The following is a 17,397-nucleotide window of genomic DNA, read 5'->3' on the forward strand; positions in this document are numbered from 1 at the left end:
GGGCCGGAGTGTGTGCCGTCCAGTGGTCCGGGGCGTGTACGGCGTCGTGGTCCGGGGCGTGTACGGCGTCGAGGTTCGGGGTGTGCACGGCGTCCTGACGCGGTGGCGTCGCGGAAGGCTTCTCCGGAACCGCCTTCATCCGCCCTCCCGCCCCTCCCGCCCCCGCCGGCCAGGAGGCCGCCCGGATGGCCCGGACGGCCCGGATGGGGGGCATGCGTGGTGGTCGCCACCGTGCCGGGGAATCCGGGGACGTACGCAGCGCGCGCGGACCGCGTACGGGGCAGGGCGGGGCGGCACTGGTGGCGCGGTGGCGTTGCCTCATCGGGCAGCCCTTGATGCGCGGCGGGGCGGCCGACCGTCCGTTCCCGGTGATCGCCGCAGTGGCGAGAATGGCCCGCGTCCCACGGTCGAGCAGTGCGTCCAGGAGTGTGTCGAGGAGAGGCCTTATGCCGTCGTACCTGTCCCCCGGCGTCTACGTCGAAGAGGTCGAGTCCGGATCCCGGCCGATCGAAGGGGTGGGCACCTCGGTCGCCGCCTTCGTCGGCTTCGCGCAGAAGGGGCCGTTCGACGAGGCGACGCTGATCACCAACTGGAGCCAGTTCGTCGCCACGTTCGGCGACTTCGTCGACGGCACCTACCTCGCGTCCGCCGTCTACGGCTTCTTCGCCAACGGTGGCGGCGTCTGTTACGTCGTGCGCGTCGACGACGGCACGACAGCGGCTCACGTCGAGGCCGAAGAGCGCGACACCGGGGCGGCCGGCGAACTGCCTGTCGGCGCCGAGGTCCCGGTCGGGCCCTACGCCGTACGGCCCCGGCCCGGCGTGAGCGGGGAGATCAGCGTGGAGGTCGCCCCGGTGGAGGGCGACGACCCGCCCGCCGACGTCTTCCGGTTCCTGGTGAAGCGTGACGGCCAGGTCGTGGAGACGTACCCCGCCGTCACCACCAAGCGCAGCAAGGACAACGTCGCCACCCGCGTCAACGCCAAGTCCGAGCTGATCGAGGTACGGGAGTCCGGGCGCGGCGCAGCCCCCGCACCGCCCGCGCCGCAGACGGTGGTCCTCGCCCCGGCCGCCCCCGCCGCCGGCAGCTCCGGTGCGATGGCCCCCGAGGTGTACGTCGGGGACGCCGACCGCCGTACGGGGCTGGGCGGCCTGGAAGCGGTCGACGAGGTCACGATGATCGCCGTGCCCGACCTGATGAGCGCGTACGAACGCGGGCTGCTCGACCTGGAGTCGGTCATCGCCGTCCAGCAGGGGCTGATCACCCACTGCGAGCTGATGGGCGACCGGGTGGCCATCCTCGACCCGCCGCCCGGACTCACCCCTCAGCAGATCCGCGGCTGGCGCACCGGGCAGGCCAACTTCGACTCCAAGTACGCCACGCTCTACTACCCCTGGATCAGCGTCGCCGACCCCGCGTCCGGCCGCGCCACCCTCGTACCGCCCAGCGGGCACATCGCCGGGGTCTGGGCGCGCAACGACGATACGCGGGGCGTGCACAAGGCCCCCGCGAACGAGGTCGTCCGGGGAGCCGTCGCGCTGGCGACCCAGCTCACCAAGGGCGAGCACGACCTCCTCAACCCGATCGGGCTGAACTGCATCCGCGCCTTCCCCGGCCGGGGCATCCGGGTGTGGGGCGCACGGACGCTGGCCTCCGACCCCGCCTGGCGGTATCTGAACGTCCGGCGGCTCTTCAACTACCTGGAGGAGTCGATCCTCGCCGGTACGCAGTGGGTCGTCTTCGAGCCGAACGACGACGCCCTGTGGGCCCGTGTCCGGCGCACGGTCTCGGCGTTCCTCGTCAACGAGTGGCGCAAGGGTTCGCTGTTCGGGCTGACCCCCGAGGAGGCGTTCTACGTGAAGTGCGACCGCGAGACGAACCCGCCGGAGAGCATCGACGCGGGGCAGGTCATCTGCGAGATCGGGGTCGCCCCCGTCAAACCGGCCGAGTTCGTGGTGTTCCGGCTCTCCCAGCTGACCGGCGGCAGCGGTGGTGTCGACGAATGACCGGCCGCCGCCCCCGTTGATCGCTGACAGCCCGTTCCTGAGTCCGGCGTAAGGAGTCTGCTGTGCCACTTCCCGATCTCGACAGTTCCGTCGGGCATTCCTTCGGTCTCGAATTCGACAGCGTCATCATCAAGCAGATCACCGAGGTCAGCGGTCTGAAGATGGAACAGGACGTCATCGAGCTGAAGCAGAACACCTTCGACGGCAAGTACGCCATCAAGAAGCTGCCCGGCCGCCCCAAGGCGGGCGAGGTCACCGTGACGCGCGGTCTCACCGAGGACAACAGCTTCGAACGGTGGATCAAGGACTCGCGGTTCGGCCGCATGACGAACGCCCGCCGCAACGGCGCCGTCATCGTCTACGACTACGAAGGCCTGCCGATCAAGCGCTACAAGCTCATCAACGCCTGGCCGAAGTCCCTGGAGATCGGCACCCTGAAGGCCGGTGACACCTCGGTGCTGACCGAGAAGCTGGCGATCACCTACGAGGCCATGGAACTCGACTGATGCGCCGCTCGGTCCAGTTCCAGAGCCCGGAGCAGATCGACGCAGGGGCGGCCGGTGCGCGGGGCGGCCCGGGGGCGCGCCAACAGGAGTCGCTGCGCACGGAGTTCGGCTTCGAGCTGCCGCGCGGTTACGTCGACGAGTCGGGGGCCGTCCATCGTACGGGCGTGATGCGTCTCGCCACCGCACGCGACGAGCTGGTCCCCCTGCGGGACGACCGGGTCAGGGAGAACTCCGCCTATCTGTCGGTGGTCCTCATCTCGCGGGTCGTGACGCGCATCGGCACGGTCGAGGACATCCACCCCGGTGTCATCGAGGATCTGTTCGCCTCCGACCTGGCCTTCCTCCAGGACTTCTACCGCCGGATCAACGCCGAGGGCCACACCCGCGCCGCCGTCACCTGCCCGTCCTGCGACGAGGAGTTCGCGGTGAATCTCGCCGGTGGCCGCCTGGGGGAATCGTGACGTACGCGGCCGACCTGCTCTACGAGGAGGTCGCGTACCTCGCCTACCACTTCCACTGGCCGCTGGACGACCTGCTGGACCTGGAACATCCGGAACGCCTGAAGTTCGTCGCCCAGGTCGCCCGCCTCAACGGGCACTGAGGCCCTGCCCGACGGCCGGGCGGGATACACCGCGCAGGGGAGGACGAGGAGCTCATGGGATTGATGTCCTGGCTGCGGGGCGGACGCGGCGGTGCTGACCGCTCCGGCGATGCGCCCGCCCTCGTCCCTGCGACCGTGCCTGTGCCTGTGGCCGATCGTGGCGAACGGGTCGACCTGAACCGGCTGGAGCCGATCCAGCGGGTGGTGTCCGGGCAGCAACTGACCGTGGGTCCGACGGAGTTCGAGGCGTCGCTCACCACCCGTCAGGACACCGCGCTCGGAACCCCGCTCGGGCACCTGGTGAGCCCTGATGCTCCGGCCGGACTTGTGCGCGGGGTCGGTGTAGCGGAGTCCGCCCCGTCGTCGCCGCCCTCGCCGCCGCCCTCGTCGCCGTCGTCCGTCGCTGCTCAGCGGTCCGTGGACATGCCGATGCGGGGGGCGGTGACCCACTTCGGGCGAGTGGGCGGGCCCGAGGCCGTGCCGGGGATGGTGTCCGCGCCCGCGCCCGTACCCGTGGCTGTACCCGTACAGCGTCTGTACGGCGGTGAGCACTCGGCCATGACGTCCTCCGCAGGGGCGGTGACCCATCCGGGGGGCGCGGAGGAGCTGCCCGTACGCCGTCTGGTGGGGGAGCGGCCCGTCGTGGCGGAGCCCACGCCTCCGGTCCCGTTGCCCGAGCCGCCGCCCGCCCCGGCCGCCGGCGGCGTCGGCGTCGGTGTTCAACGGGCTGCGATGCCTCCGGCGGGGGAGCGGGCCCGGCGGGCCCCCGGGCTCGGTGCGCCGTTGCCCGGTCTGCCGCCGACCGCCCAGCGGCGGGCCGCCTCCGGCCCGGAAGCCCCCGGGAGCCAGGTCCCGCCTGCTGATCCGGCTGTGCCCGGTCTGTCCGATGATGTTCGGTCGGGGGGATCGGGCCACTCCACTGCCCCCTTGCTCGGTGACGATCCGCTGGTGGGGGAGGTGCTCCGGGGTCGTCCCGATGACCTGGCAGGGGGAGCGCCTGCTTCCGCCGGTGGGGCGAGCGATGCGGGTGGGGCGAGCGATGCGGGTGACGCCGGGAGTACCGGTGGTGCCGGGGGTGCCGGAAGTGACGGGAGTTTCGTGCAGCGGTCGGACGGGCCGCCTGCCCTCTCCGGGCCGTCCCCCGCCCTGCCTGCCCTGCCCTCCCCGTCCGCCCCCTCCGACACCGGGCCCGTCGTTCCCCTCCTGGGCGACCGGCCCCTGGTTCCACGGAACGTCGACGTACAGCGTGCCGCCGAGCCGGGTTCCGGGCCCGCCGGGCGGCCCGCGCCGGAGCCGGGCGGTTCCGCCCCGCCCCCCGAGGGCGTACCGGTCCGGTGGACCGGGGCGGAGGGCGGGGGGCCGGTGGCCGGTCCCGGTGTTTCCCTGGGGCCCGCGCCTCCGTTGTCGTCGGCCCCCGCCGGCCCGACCTCCGTGACCTCCGCGATCTCCGCGTCCCTTCAGCGGCGGGCAGTCGGCGGGCCTCCGGTGCCCAGCTCGGTGGCGCGTTCCCTGCCGGGTTCCGGCAGTGTGCGCCGGTTGCCCTCGGCCGGGGCCGTGGCGGTGGCGGCCGGGGTGGCGCAGCGGATGGCCGACGGCAGTGTCGTGTTCGGGGGCGCGCCGGTCTCCGGCACCTCGCGGCCGGTCGTCCAGCGGGACTCCGAGGTCGCCGAGGTCGCCGACGTCGTCGAGGAACCGCCGCCCGAGCCCGACCCCGTAACGGAACCGGACGATGGCGGGGCACCCGGGCCCGGGCCGGTGACGCAGGCAGGCGACGGAGCCGGGGGTGCGCCGAAAGACGGCACGGGGGCTCCCGCCGTCACGGACGAGCTGGTCCGGGCCCTGTACGCCCCGCTGAGCCGGCTCCTGAAGAACGACCTCCGGCTGGAGCGCGAACGCGCCGGCTACCTCATAAACACCCGCCACTGAGGACCGGGTCGAAGCCCGGAACAAGCCCGAACGATCGGCTGCTCGACCGAACTGAGAGGTACGTGTCATGGCCACCGCCCAGGACAGCGACCCCGCCGTCAGCGTCTGTTTCGTCGTGACGATCGACGACATCGAGCTCGGGTCGTTCAACACGTGCGAGGGCCTCGGCTGCGAAGTCGTCCTCGAAACCCGGGAGGAGGGCGGTAACAACGGACATCTGTGGCAGTTGCCGACCCGCCTGAAGTACTCCAACGTGAAGCTGTCGCGCCCGCTGACCCGGGAGACGGAGAAGGTGGCGCGCTGGTTCGCCACGATGACCACCGGGTTCAGCCGGAAGACCGCGCACATCGAGGCGCGGACCGGGGACGGCCAGAAGGTCGCCCAATGGGGGCTGCTGGAGGTCGTGCCCGTGCGGTGGACCGGGCCCTCGTTCACGCCCGAGTCGCCCAAGGTCGCGATGGAGACCATCGAGATCGCCCACCACGGCTACGTGATGGAGGGCTGAGGACGATGAGCGGTGCGGGTCCCATCGCGTTCAGCGCGGCCGGTACGTCGGGGGTGGCCTCGGCGGCGAAGGGCGGCTCGGCGCGGCCCAAGCTGGAGCACGCCTACCTGGAGCTGCGCACCCCGCCGACCGGGGGCGGGCTGACGCCCGGCGGGCCGTGCGGGCGGATCGACTTCCAGTTCAACCCCAAGGAGCTGAGCCTGACCAAGGCGGCCTCCTGGAAGCGGAGTCCGGCGAAGGGGGCGAAGAGTTCGGGCCCGCCGGAGTACCAGGGCTCGCAGCCCAGCAAGCTCACCGTCGAGATGTTCTTCGACGCCAGCGACACCCAGGACACCCGGGTCGTCACCTCGGTGGAGCAGCTCTTCGCGTGCTGCGTGCCGACGGACGAGACCCGGCAGCAGCAGCGGTCGTCCCCGCCGTGGGTCGTCTTCCACTGGGGCGGATTGACGGGATTCCCCGGTTACGTAAGCCAAGTCGCGGCGAAATACACGCTGTTCACGACCTCCGGTGTGCCGATCCGGGCGGTCTGCCAGGTCACCATGGAGGAGATCAGCGGCGAGACGCCCGGCCAGAACCCGACCTCGGGCGCGCTGGCCGCCCGGCGCGTCCACCGCGTCGGCTCGGGCGACTCGCTGCCCTCGCTCGCCCACCGGGAGTACGGGGACCCCGGGGCCTGGCGGGTGATCGCCGAGGCGAACGGCATCGACGACCCGATGCGGCTCGCCCCCGGCACCCAGCTCCTGCTGCCCGCCCTGGACGAGCTGGCCCGGCTCAGGGACAGGAGCAGGGGCAGGGACTCCTCGGGCCGGGACGCCGCCAAGGCCGGCCGGGGCAGGGGGCGGGGCTGATGGCGCAGCAGGGGGTTTCCACGGCGCTGACGGTGGAGTTCGGCGGCGCGCCGCTGCCCGCGAAGTTCGTGAACACGCTGGTCGAGGGCTATGTCGACGACAGCCGTACGCTCCCCGACCTGTTCCTGCTGCGGTTCCGTGACCCCGACCGGGTGCTGCTGGAGCAGGCCGGGCTGAAGATCGGCACCGAGGCCCGGCTGCTGGCCCGCGCCGGCGGCGGCACCGAGCCTGAACCGCTGCTGGAGGGGGTCGTCACCGCGCTGGAGGTGGAGCTCGACGAATCCGGCACGTTCACCGTCGTCCGGGGGCTCGACGAGTCGCACCGGCTGTTCCGGGGCCGCCGGGTGGCCAGCTACCAGAACATGACCCTCGCCGACATCTGCGGCCAGGTCGCCCAGCGCGCCGGGCTGAAGCCGGGACCGGTCGACATCGCCGGGCCCGTACTGGAACACATCGCCCAACCCAACATCACCGACTGGGAGTTCGTGCGCGGCCTCGCGGAGGAGGCGGGCGCGCAGGCGTACGTACGGGACGGGCAGCTGCACATCACGAAGCCGGCGGAGGCGGGCGGAGCGCCCGACGCCTCGGCGCGCGCCGACCGCGACCCGCTCGTCCTGGAGCTGGGCAGCAACCTGCTGCGCTGCCGGGCCGGGGTGTCGGCCGCCGAGCAGGTCTCCGAGGTGGAGGTGCGCGGCTGGGACGTCCGGGCGAAGCAGCCGCTGGTGGGCCGGGCCCCGGCGGGCTCGTCCCCGACGCTGGAGCTGGGGGTGACGGCGGCGGAGGTGTCGGCCCCGTTCGGCGAGGCCCGGTTCGTGGTGACCGACGCGGCGTACGGGGCGCAGGCCCAGGTCGACCAGGCGGCGAAGGCGCTGGCGGAACGGATCGCCGGGTCGTTCGCGGAGCTGGAGGCGGTGATCCGGGGCAACCCGGAGGTGCGGGCGGGCAGCGCGGTGGCGCTGAACGCGGTGGGTGCGCCGTTCGAGGGCCGGTACACGGTGACGACCTCGCGCCATGTCTTCGACGCCGTACGCGGGTACGAGACCTGGATCACCGTGTCGGGGCAGCAGGAGCGGTCGCTCTTCGGGCTGACGGGCGGCTCCCCGGCCGCGGCGGGCGGCTCGCGGTGCGCGGGGCTGGTCAGCGGGACGGTGACGGACACGCAGGATCCGGAGGGGTCCGGGCGGGTCAAGGTGCGGTTCCCGTGGCTCTCCGACGAGTACGCGAGCGACTGGGCGCGCACGGCGCAGTCCGGCGGTACGGGGGGCGGCGAGGCGTTCATCCCGGAGGTGGGCGACGAGGTGCTGGTCGGCTTCGAGCACGGGCATCTGGACCGGCCGTACGTCCTGGCGGGGCTGTACAACGGGCAGGACCGGCCGGGGGGCGGCGGGGGCGGTGGCAGCACGTCTGCCGGTGCTGCCGGTGCTGCCGGTGCTTCCGGTGTGCCTGGTGCGTCCAGCGGCTCCGGCACCCCTGGTGCTTCCGGTGCGTCCAGTGCTTCTGGTGGTGCGGGAGGCGGGGACGAACTCGTCGATCCCACCACCGGTGCGGTGAACCGCCGGGCCTTCGCCTCGAAGAGCGGAAACCAGCTGGAGCTGCTGGACGCGGCGAACGGCCCGCAGGGCGTCCGCCTCCGTACCGGGGACGGCAAGCTCACGATCGACCTCGACCGCAAGGGCACCGCCATCGTCATCGGCAGCGACGGCAGCGTGACCATCGAGGCCAAGGAGCAGATCTCCATCCGGGCGACCGACGGCGTCGCCCTGGAAGCGGGGCGCGGGGCGCTCGAACTGAGCGGCGAGAGCGTCACGTTGACCGCGCGGAAGGGCGTCTCCGTGGACGGCGGCACCGGGAAGGTCGGCATCGCGGCGCAGGGCCCGGTGGAGGTGCGGGGCGGCGAGGTGTCGGTCGACGGCAGCCGCCGAACGGAGATCAGGAGCGGAGGTGCGGTGAACATCAACGCGCCGATGGTCAAGCTCAACTGACGGCATGACAGCTACCACGCCTACCACGTCATCCACCGCGTACGGGAGGAGCACGCAGCATGTCCGACGCAACAGCCGCTCCGGCAGCCCGGGTCGGCGACCCCACGGGTCACCCCGGCACGGTCGGGCCGCCCGGGATCCTGTCCGTGCTCATCGGCGGGAAGCCCGCCGCCACCGTCGGGACCGCCCACCTGTGCTCCTCGCCCGCCGCTCATCCGCCGACCGTCCTCGCGCCGCCCGGCAGCGCGACGGTGTTCATCGGCGGGCAGCCGGCCGCCCGCGTCGGTGACCTGGCGGGCTGCGGCTCCCCGGTGCTCTCCGGGTGCCCGACCGTACTGATCGGCGGGTGATCCGGACCCATGGGACAGCAGTTCATCGGCGCTGGCTGGGCGTTCCCGCCGCGCACGGACGCCACCGGGTCCATCGCCCTGGTGCGCGGTGAGCACGAGCTGGAGGAGTCGATCCGGCTGATCCTGGCGACCTCGCCGGGGGAGCGGCCCATGCGGCCGGAGTTCGGCTGCGCGGTCAACGACTACGTGTTCGCCCCGGCGGACGCGGGAACCGCCGGGCAGCTCGCGTACGAGGTGCGGCTCGCGCTGGAGCGCTGGGAGCCCCGGATCGAGGTGACCGAGGTCGTCGTCCGGTTCGACGAGGCGGACAACGGCGTCCTCTACATCGACATCGGCTACACCGTGCGCGGCTCGAACGACCCGCGCAACCTCGTTTTCCCGTTCTACGTGATCCCGCAGCACGCCGAGTCCACCGAGGCGTCGGCCGACGAGCCGGAGGCGGGCGCGTGACCCGTTCCCGTACGCACGAAGAGGAGGCGAGGGCGTGACCCTGCCCAGCCCGCATCTGGACGACCGCACCTTCCAGGGCCTGGTCGACGAGGCGAAGCGCCTGGTGCAGCAGCGCTGCCCGGAGTGGACCGACCACAACGTCTCCGACCCCGGGGTGACGCTGATCGAGGCGTTCGCGACCATGGTCGACCAGCTCGTCTACCGGGTGAACCGGGTGCCGGAGAAGAGCTATCTGACCTTCCTCGACCTGATCGGGGTACAGCTCCACCCGCCGACGGCCGCCCACACCGAGGTGACGTTCCGGCTCTCCGCCCCCCGCCCCGAACCGGTGCTGGTGCGCGCGGGCACGGAGGTCGCCACCGTCCGTACGGAGACGGAGGAAGCGGTCGTCTTCACCACCTCCGAACCGCTCTCCATCGTGCCGTGCGCCTTCGCCCACCTGGCCACCTGGCCCTCGCCCGGGGAGGCCGTGGACCGGACCGAGGAGCTGACGCTCGGCCGGGACGTGCCCGTCTTCGGTGCGAGGCCCGCCCCCGGCGACTGCCTGTACGTCGGCCTGTCGGCCGCCGTGCCCGCCGGCGTCCTGGCGCTCCGGCTGGACTGCACGGTGGACGGCGTCGGGGTCGACCCGGCACGGCCGCCGATCCTCTGGGAGGCGTGGGACGGGGCCAGTTGGGCGGTCTGCGAGGTGGAGAAGGACGACACCGGCGGCTTCAACCGGTCCGGCGAGCTGATCCTCCACCTCCCGCGCACCCATGTCCCGGCGGCCGTCGTCCGCCGCACCGGGGGCTGGCTGCGCTGCCGGCTGATCGAGGCGGAGCCGGGCCAGCCGACGTACATGGCCCCGCCCGTCGTGCGCTCCATCACCGCGTTCACCATCGGTGCGACGGTGGCGGCCGAGCATGCCGAGACCGTCACCGACGAGGTGCTGGGCCAGGCGGAGGGCGTCCCCGGGCAGGTGTTCCGGCTGGCCAGGCCGCCGGTGGTGCCGGGGGAGTTCGTGGTCGAGGTGACCGACCCGGCGGCGCCCGACGCCGTCGCCGGCTCGGACGTCACCCGCTGGGGCCGGGTCGACGACTTCGCGCACTCCGGCCCCGAGGACCGGCACGTCACGCTCGACCCGAACGCGGGGCGCGTCGAGTTCGGCCCCGCCGTACGCGAACGGGACGGCTCCGTACGCCATTACGGCCGGGTCCCGGTCAAGGGCGCCACCGTCCGGGTCCGCTCCTACCGCAGGGGCGGGGGGCTGCGCGGCAACGTCGCCCGCTCCACGCTCCGCGTCCTGCGCAGCGCGATCCCGTACGTCGCCCGGGTCGAGAACCGCCGGCCGGCGCTCGGGGGCGTGGACGGCGAGAGCGTCGACAGCGCCCGGGTGCGCGGGCCCATGACCCTGCGCACCCTGCACCGGGCGGTCGTCCCGCACGACTACGAACTCCTCGCCCGGGAGATCGCCCCGGACGCGGCCCGGGTCCACTGCATCCGGGCCGGTGCGCAGGACGGCGCGGAGGCTTCCGACGCGGGCGGGGTGCGGCTGCTCGTCGTCCCCGCCGGGAGCGGCGACGAGCAGGGCCGGATCGAGTTCGACGAGCTGATCCCGCCCGCGAACACGCTCGCCCTGATCGCTGGACACCTGGACGCCCGGCGGCCGATCGGGGCCCGGCTGGTCGTCGAGCCGCCGTTCTACCAGGGTGTCACCGTCGTCGCCCTGGTCCAGGCGGAGCGCGGGGCGGTCGCGGAGAAGGTCCGGATAAGCGCACTGGCCGCGCTGTACGGGTACTTCAACCCGCTCACCGGCGGGCCGGCCGGGGGCGGCTGGCCGTTCGGCAGGCCCGTCCAGTCCGGGGAGGCGTTCGCCGTGCTCCAGCGGGTGCCGGGGGTCGACCTGGTGGAGGACGTCCGGCTGTACCGGGCCGACCCGGTCACCGGCGAACGCACCGACGCCACGGCGAAGATCGCGCTGGACCCGCACGCGCTGGTCTTCAGTTACGAGCACCAGCTCCGGGTGAGGGGGGCCTGATCCGATGCGCGACGGAATCCCGGGGCTGCCGACCCCGCACCCCTTGATCGACCGGCTCCCCGCCGTCTACCTGGAACAGGACTTCCTCCAGCGCTTCCTGGCCGCCCTGGACGACGTCCTCGCTCCCGTCCTCCTCTCGATCGACAACCTGCCCGCGCACCTGGACCCGCGCAGCGCCCCCGACGACTTCCTCGACTGGCTGGCCCAGTGGGTGGCCGTCGACCCCCACGAGGGCAGCCCGCCGGAGCTGCGCCGGGCGGCGGTGCGGGGCGCGGTCGCCCGGCACGCCCGGCGCGGCACGGTGGGCGGCCTGGCGGAGGCGCTCCGGCTGGAGACCGGTACGGAGCCGGAGATCGTCGAGAGCGGCGGCACCGCCTGGTCGACCGGGCCCGGCACCCCGCTGCCGGGCCAGGACCGCCCCTGGGTGACCATCCGCATCCGGGCGTCCGGAGGCGGAGGCGACGGGGACGGAGGCGACGGGGACGGAGGTGGAGGTGACGGAGGCGGTGACCAGGCCGGGTCCGGGTTCGCGTCCGCGCCCGGGTCCGGGTTCGCGTCCGGGGCCGGGTCCGGAGCCGGCGTGCGGCAGCCGGACCGGGGCCGGTTGGAGGAGTTGATCGGCGCGGAGGTCCCGGCGCACGTCGGATTCACCCTGGAGCTGCTGTGATCTGCGACGAGTGCGGACACCGGAACCCGCCGGGGCGGGAGTTCTGTGTGGCGTGCGAGGCGTTTCTGGGGTGGGAGGAGGGGGAGACCTCGCCCGCGCCGAACGTGTCGCCCGCGCCCCAGGGGCTGAACGCGACTGCTGGTCCGCCTGCTGCTTCCGCCGGGCCGGCGGGGCCGCCCGGGCCGCCCGCTCCCGCGCCCGGGTCACCCGTGGCGGGGAGGCCACCCGCTTCCGCCGGGCCGCCGGTCACCCCCGGGCCTGCCGGGCCGACGGGGCCGCCCGCTCCCGGGCTGCCCGCACGGGGGAGGCCATCCGCTTCCGCCGGACCACCCGCCCCCGCCGGACCACCCGCCCCCGCCGGACCACCCGCCCCCGCCGGGCCTGCTGGTTCCGGCTCGCCCGCGTCTCCTTTCGTGACGCCGCCCGCGCCGGGGGCGGTGCCGCCTGCTCCCCCGCCCACCGGGCCGGCCGCGTCTCCCTTCGTGACGCCGCCCGCGCCCGCCCCCGTGGCGTCCCCCGCGCCCATGCCCGCGACGGCCCAGCCGCCCCTGGCGCCCACGACGCCCCCCGGGCGGCCGACGCCACCGCGGGCAGCGGCCCCGCGGCGTCCGGGCGAGGGGCCGCCCGGTCCGGCTCCCGGTCCCGACGCGTGGCCGGACGGCGGGCCGGGGCCCGCCACCGAGCCGCCCCGCCCGGGACCTGCCGGCGCGCCGGTCGTCTGCCCCAACTGCCGTACGGAGAACGCCCCGGGCCGCACGCTGTGCATCCGCTGCGCTCTGCTCCTGGACCCCGGGCCCGCCCCCGAGGGCCGGCTGCCCTGGTGGCGGCGGATCCTGCGCCGCCGGCCCCGGCAGGCGCGCGTGGCGGGGGCGCGTCCGCGGCGCGGGTGGCGGCGGCCGAGGGTCGGGCTGCCCATCGTGCTGATCCTGCTGGCGGTGGGGGTGTGGTTCGCGCTGCCGCATCTCCCGGGCCTGTTCGGCTTCGCCAAGGAGGAGACCGGAACCCCGGAGTCCGTGCCGCCCGCTGTCTGCCGGGGCTCCAGCGAGGCGGGCGGGCACCCGGCGGCGGCGGCGTTCGACGGGTTCAACAACCGTTACTGGGCGCCCGAGAAGGCCGGCGAAGGCGTCGGGGAGCACCTGGAGTGCGAGTTCGCGCAGCCGGTGCGGATGATGAAGATCGTGGTGTTCTCCGGGACGTCGGCGCGCCAGAACGAGTTCCTGACGCAGGGCCGCCCGGCGCGGCTCACGGTCGAACTGACGTCGAAGGACGGGGAGAAGACCGACCGGACGATCCGGCTGCGCGACCAGGCGGGCCAGCAGACCTTCGACGTACGGGGTTCGGACACGGTCAAGGCACGGCTCACGGTCGAGTCGGCGTACGGCTCGGGGAAGGACCGGCGTACGGCGGTGGCGGAGATCGAGTTCTTCGGCCGACGGGAGTGAACGGGCGCGGAAGGCCGACGGGAGTGAACGGGCGCGGAAGGCCGACGGGGGCGAACGGGCGTGGCTGGAAGGCCGACGGGAGGGAACGGGCGTGACCGGAAGGGCTCGGGCTCCTACGGGTCCAGCCGGTCGGCGCGCATGCGCAGATAGCGGGCCTCGGGTTCGCTGAGCGTGCCGTCGGCCGCCGCGCGGTAGGCGGCACGGGCGGCGGCCGGCTCCCCGGCCCGTTCCAGGAGATGCCCGCGTACGGCGTCGAGGCGGAAACGCGGCTCCACCGCTCCCGTCAGGGCGTCGACCGCCGACAGCCCCGCCCGGGGCCCGTCCACCATCGCCACGGCGACCGCCCGGCCCAACGCGGCGGCGGGGTCGGGGGTGCGCCGCACGAGGACGTCGTAGAGGGCGAGGATCTGCGGCCAGTCGGTGTCCTCCGCGCGCTCCGCCTCGTCGTGGAGGGCGGCGACGGCGGCCTGGAGCTGGTAGTCCCCGGCCGGGCCCTGGGCGAGCGCCTCCTCGGCCAGGGCGGTGCCTTCCGCGATGGCCGTACGGTCCCAGAGTGTCCGGTCCTGTTCGTCGAGGGGGACCAGCTCACCGTCCGGCCCGGTGCGCGCCGGGGTGCGCGCCTCCGTGAGGACCATCAGCGCCAGCAGCCCGGTCACGCGCCCCTCGTGGGGCAGCGGCCGGCGGACGGCGCGGGTCAGCCGGATCGCCTCGCGCGCCAGGTCCGTGCGGGTGAGGTCGGGGCCCGCGGTGGCGGTGTAGCCCTCGTTGAAGATCAGGTAGAGCACCTGGAGCGCGGCGCCGAGCCGCTGGTCGAGGTCCTGGGCGTCCGGCCGCCGGAACCGCGTACCCCGCAGCGTCCGCTTGGCCCGGCTGATCCGCTGCGCCATCGTCGCCTCCGGCACCAGATGGGCGCGGGCGATCTCCGCCGTGGTGAGACCGCCGACCGCGCGGAGGGTGAGCGCGATCTGGGCGGCGGGGGTGAGCGCGGGGTGGCAGCAGAGGAAGAGCAGGGTGAGCGTGTCGTCCTCGGAGGGGGCCCGGCTGGTGCCGGAGGGGCCTTCCCCGGGCGGCGGCGCGACGAACGCGTCCGCCGGGGTGAGGGCCGCCGCCGTCTCCTCCCGCCGGCGACGGGCCTCGTCGCTGCGGAGCCGGTCGGTGAGGCGGCGGGAGGCGACCCGGATCAGCCAGCCGCGCGGGTTGTCGGGGACCCCGTCCCGCGGCCACTGCTCGGCGGCCGCGATCAAGGCCTCCTGGACGGAGTCCTCGGCCGGGTCGAAGTGCCCGTACCGGCGCACGAGCGCGCCGAGGACCTGCGGCGCGTGGCGGCGCAGCAGGTCCTCGATGATGACGTCGGCCGTACGTTCCATCCGCGTCCTCGGGTGGTGCGTCAGTCGTCGATCCCGCCGTCGACGGGCCGGATGAGCACCGGGTAGTCGGGCGCCCCGGCCGGCTGCGGACAGCGTGCCACGCGGGCCGCGATCTCGGTCACCCTCTCCAGGCTCTCGCAGTCGAGCACCCAGAACCCGGCGAGCAGCTCCTTCGTCTCGCTGTACGGCCCGTCCGAGACCACCGGACGGCCTTCGGCGTCGACGCTGACGGCCCGGCCCGAAGCGGGCTCCCGCAGCCCGTAGCCGGTGACCAGCTCGCCCGACTCGGCGAGGTCGTCGTTGATGCTGCCCATGTAGGCGAACATCTCCTGCATGGCCTTCTTGTCCCAGGCCGGGCTGTCCGCGGTGCCCTTGCCGGTCTGCGCGTCGTAGTCCGCCTGGCTGCCCTGGACCATCACCAGATACTTCATGACCGTCGCCTCCTGGTCGCTCGTTCGCTCGGTGGTGTTTCTTCCTCTTGCACAGGGGACGTCGGGGCCGGTGCGGGGTTCTCGACACCACGCGCGAAGTTTTTTGGGATTCACCCGCTGGAGGGGGCGGAGGGCGAGGTTCAGTAAAGTTCGGCAGCGTCGCCCCGCGCCTCCTACTACCCCTTCCTCCTGATTCTTTCTGCCGCGCCGAACGAGGTCCCGACCGTGTCTGCCGCCCCCGCCCCCGCCGCTCCCCCGCACCCCGTCTCCGTCGTGGGGATCGGCGCGGACGGCTGGCCCGGCCTGTCCGGTACGGCACGGGAGGCGCTGCGGGACGCGGAGGTGCTGATCGGTGGGGCGCGCCAGCTGGACCTGCTCCCGCCGGAGTGCGCCGGTGCCCGGGTGGCCTGGCCGTCCCCGCTGCGACCGGCCGTTCCCCGGCTGCTGGCCGAGCACCGGGAGCGCCGGATCGCGGTGCTGGCGAGCGGGGACCCGATGTTCTACGGGATCGGGCGCGCGCTGGCGGAGGAGCTGGGCCCGGAGGGGCTGCGTGTGCTGCCGCATCCGTCCTCCGTCTCGTACGCCTGCGCGCGTCTCGGCTGGCCGCTGGAGGACACGGAGGTCGTGACGCTGGTGGGCCGTCCGGCGGCGCGCCTCGCGGGGTCGCTGTACGGGGGCCGGCGCCTGCTGGTCCTGAGCGCGGACGCGAGTACCCCCGCGACGGTCGCCGCGCTGCTCACGTCCCACGGCTTCGGCCCCAGCGGGCTGCGGGTGCTGGAACAACTGGGCGCCGAGGACGAGGGCTGCGTGGACGGCCTCGCGGAGACGTGGGAGCACCCCCCGGGAGACCGGCTGAACGTCATCGCGATCGACTGCCGGGCGTCGGCGGAAGCGCTGCGGCTGGGCACGGTGCCCGGGCTGCCGGACGAGGCGTACGAACACGACGGCCAGCTCACCAAGCGCCACATCCGGGCTGCCACGCTGGGAGCGCTGGCGCCCGCGCCAGGAGAACTGCTCTGGGACGTGGGCGGCGGCTCCGGCTCGATCGCGATCGAGTGGCTGCGGGCCCATCCGTCCTGCCGGGCGGTGAGCGTGGAGCGGGACCCGGTACGGGCGCAGCGGATCACCCGTAACGCGGAACGCCTGGGAGTCCCCGCGCTGAAGGTCGTCACGGGCCCGGCCCCGGCGGCCCTGGCCGGACGGGAAGCACCGGACGCGGTGTTCATCGGCGGCGGTCTGACCGCGCCGGGCCTGCTCGACGCGTGCTGGGAGGCGTTGCGGCCGGGGGGCCGGCTGGTCGCGAACACGGTGACGCTGGAGTCGGAGGCACTGCTGGCCGAGCGGCACAAGGCGCACGGCGGCGAGCTGGTGCGCCTCGCGGTGGCCCACGCCGTCCCGGTCGGCGGCTTCACCGGCTGGCGCCAGGCCATGCCCGTAACGCAGTGGTCGGTTGTCAAGCCCTCGGGTTCCGGGGCACGTTCGCACAAGGGAGATCGATCATGACGGTGCACTTCATCGGCGCGGGCCCGGGCGCGGCCGACCTGATCACGGTGCGCGGCGCCCGGATCCTCGCCGCCAGCCCGGTCTGCCTGTACGCGGGCAGCCTGGTCCCGGTCGAGCTGCTGGCCGAGTGCCCGAAGGACGCCCGCCTGGTCGACACGGCGAACCTGGACATCGAGCAGATCACCGCCGAGCTGGTCCGGGCCCACGCGGACGGCCACGACGTGGCGAGGCTGCACTCGGGCGACCCGTCGGTGTTCAGCGCGGTGAACGAACAGATGAAACGCCTGGACGAGGCGGGCGTCCCGTACGAAGTCGTCCCCGGCGTCCCCGCGTTCGCCGCGGCGGCCGCGGCCCTGAAGCGCGAGCTGACGGTCCCGACGCTCGGCCAGACGGTGATCCTGACCCGCGTCGCGCAGCGCGCCACGGCGATGCCGGCGGGCGAGGACCTGGCCACGCTGGGCCGCAGCGGCGCCCTGATCGTGTTGCACCTGGCGGCGCGCTACGTGGACCGGGTGGTGGACGAACTGCTCCCGCACTACGGGGCGGACTGCCCGTCGGCGGTGGTGGCGATGGCGTCCCGCCCGGACGAGATCATCCTGCGGGGCCCGCTGGACTCGATCGCCGAGCAGGTGAAGGCGGCGGGAGTGATCCGGACGGCGGTCATCATGGTGGGCCGGACCCTGGGCGCGGAGCAGTTCCGGGACAGCCACCTGTACGCGGTGGGGCGGGACCGGGGGGACTTCTGAGGGGGGTGCGGAGCGCGGGCGCCGAGGCGGGGCGGCACCTGTCCGACGCG

17 protein-coding genes are annotated in these 17,397 nt (G+C 74.1%); 15 read left to right on the top strand and 2 right to left on the bottom strand.

What is annotated here, in order from left to right; all coding sequences use genetic code 11:
* The first annotated feature begins 446 nt into the window (after positions 1-446).
* The 13 genes from AB0F29_RS17740 to AB0F29_RS17800 all read left to right on the top strand — a co-directional run bounded on the left by AB0F29_RS17740 (position 447) and on the right by AB0F29_RS17800 (position 13,300).
* Positions 447-2,006, top strand: a complete 1,560-nt coding sequence (locus AB0F29_RS17740; protein WP_361873033.1) for a phage tail sheath subtilisin-like domain-containing protein — start codon at positions 447-449, stop codon at positions 2,004-2,006.
* Positions 2,007-2,068: 62 nt separating this feature from the next.
* Positions 2,069-2,512: a phage tail protein gene (locus tag AB0F29_RS17745; RefSeq protein ID WP_018960795.1), complete on the top strand. Its 444-nt coding sequence runs from the start codon at positions 2,069-2,071 to the stop codon at positions 2,510-2,512.
* The gene (locus tag AB0F29_RS17750) at positions 2,512-2,973 is read left to right on the top strand and encodes a hypothetical protein (RefSeq protein ID WP_361873036.1); all 462 of its coding nucleotides are present in this window, start codon (positions 2,512-2,514) and stop codon (positions 2,971-2,973) included. The genes AB0F29_RS17745 and AB0F29_RS17750 overlap by 1 nt, the downstream gene beginning before the upstream one ends.
* Positions 2,970-3,113 carry a DUF6760 family protein gene (locus tag AB0F29_RS17755; protein WP_007457431.1) on the top strand — a complete coding sequence of 48 codons (144 nt, stop codon included), beginning with the start codon at positions 2,970-2,972 and terminating at the stop codon, positions 3,111-3,113. The genes AB0F29_RS17750 and AB0F29_RS17755 overlap by 4 nt, the downstream gene beginning before the upstream one ends.
* 1,497 nt (positions 3,114-4,610) lie before the next feature.
* Positions 4,611-5,039, top strand: a complete 429-nt coding sequence (locus AB0F29_RS17760; protein WP_361873039.1) for a hypothetical protein — start codon at positions 4,611-4,613, stop codon at positions 5,037-5,039.
* 67 nt (positions 5,040-5,106) lie between these two features.
* On the top strand, positions 5,107-5,544 hold the full coding sequence (locus tag AB0F29_RS17765; protein WP_018488496.1) for a phage tail protein: 438 nt from the start codon (positions 5,107-5,109) through the stop codon (positions 5,542-5,544).
* A 5-nt stretch (positions 5,545-5,549) separates the two neighbouring features.
* Positions 5,550-6,392, top strand: a complete 843-nt coding sequence (locus AB0F29_RS17770; protein ID WP_361873041.1) for a LysM peptidoglycan-binding domain-containing protein — start codon at positions 5,550-5,552, stop codon at positions 6,390-6,392.
* Positions 6,392-8,374: a VgrG-related protein gene (locus AB0F29_RS17775; RefSeq protein ID WP_361873043.1), complete on the top strand. Its 1,983-nt coding sequence runs from the start codon at positions 6,392-6,394 to the stop codon at positions 8,372-8,374. The genes AB0F29_RS17770 and AB0F29_RS17775 overlap by 1 nt, the downstream gene beginning before the upstream one ends.
* A gap of 59 nt (positions 8,375-8,433) precedes the next feature.
* Positions 8,434-8,724 carry a PAAR domain-containing protein gene (locus AB0F29_RS17780; protein WP_361873046.1) on the top strand — a complete coding sequence of 97 codons (291 nt, stop codon included), beginning with the start codon at positions 8,434-8,436 and terminating at the stop codon, positions 8,722-8,724.
* Between the two features lie 9 nt (positions 8,725-8,733).
* On the top strand, positions 8,734-9,174 hold the full coding sequence (locus AB0F29_RS17785; RefSeq protein WP_018960801.1) for a GPW/gp25 family protein: 441 nt from the start codon (positions 8,734-8,736) through the stop codon (positions 9,172-9,174).
* Between the two features lie 34 nt (positions 9,175-9,208).
* On the top strand, positions 9,209-11,191 hold the full coding sequence (locus tag AB0F29_RS17790; RefSeq protein WP_361873049.1) for a putative baseplate assembly protein: 1,983 nt from the start codon (positions 9,209-9,211) through the stop codon (positions 11,189-11,191).
* 4 nt (positions 11,192-11,195) lie between these two features.
* Entirely contained in the window at positions 11,196-11,858 is a 663-nt protein-coding gene (locus tag AB0F29_RS17795; protein ID WP_361873052.1) for a phage tail protein, read from the top strand.
* Between the two features lie 524 nt (positions 11,859-12,382).
* On the top strand, positions 12,383-13,300 hold the full coding sequence (locus tag AB0F29_RS17800; RefSeq protein ID WP_361873055.1) for a hypothetical protein: 918 nt from the start codon (positions 12,383-12,385) through the stop codon (positions 13,298-13,300).
* A gap of 113 nt (positions 13,301-13,413) precedes the next feature.
* Here AB0F29_RS17800 and AB0F29_RS17805 read toward each other — a convergent pair whose 3' ends face one another.
* Together AB0F29_RS17805 and AB0F29_RS17810 are read right to left on the bottom strand one after the other, a co-directional pair.
* Positions 13,414-14,667, bottom strand: coding sequence for a sigma-70 family RNA polymerase sigma factor (locus AB0F29_RS17805; protein WP_361873058.1), 1,254 nt, complete (start codon positions 14,665-14,667; stop codon positions 13,414-13,416).
* A 20-nt stretch (positions 14,668-14,687) separates the two neighbouring features.
* Complete coding sequence (locus tag AB0F29_RS17810) at positions 14,688-15,098, bottom strand: YciI family protein (protein ID WP_361873060.1); 411 nt, start codon at positions 15,096-15,098, stop codon at positions 14,688-14,690.
* A gap of 225 nt (positions 15,099-15,323) precedes the next feature.
* Between AB0F29_RS17810 and cbiE the strand changes: the two genes are divergently transcribed.
* The gene (cbiE, locus tag AB0F29_RS17815) at positions 15,324-16,601 is read left to right on the top strand and encodes a precorrin-6y C5,15-methyltransferase (decarboxylating) subunit CbiE (protein ID WP_361873063.1); all 1,278 of its coding nucleotides are present in this window, start codon (positions 15,324-15,326) and stop codon (positions 16,599-16,601) included.
* Positions 16,598-17,347, top strand: a complete 750-nt coding sequence (gene cobM, locus AB0F29_RS17820; RefSeq protein ID WP_361873065.1) for a precorrin-4 C(11)-methyltransferase — start codon at positions 16,598-16,600, stop codon at positions 17,345-17,347. The genes cbiE and cobM overlap by 4 nt, the downstream gene beginning before the upstream one ends.
* Positions 17,348-17,397 lie beyond the last annotated feature (50 nt).

Origin of the sequence: Streptomyces sp. NPDC026589 (genome assembly GCF_040638385.1) — a bacterium.
Lineage (GTDB): Bacteria > Actinomycetota > Actinomycetes > Streptomycetales > Streptomycetaceae > Streptomyces.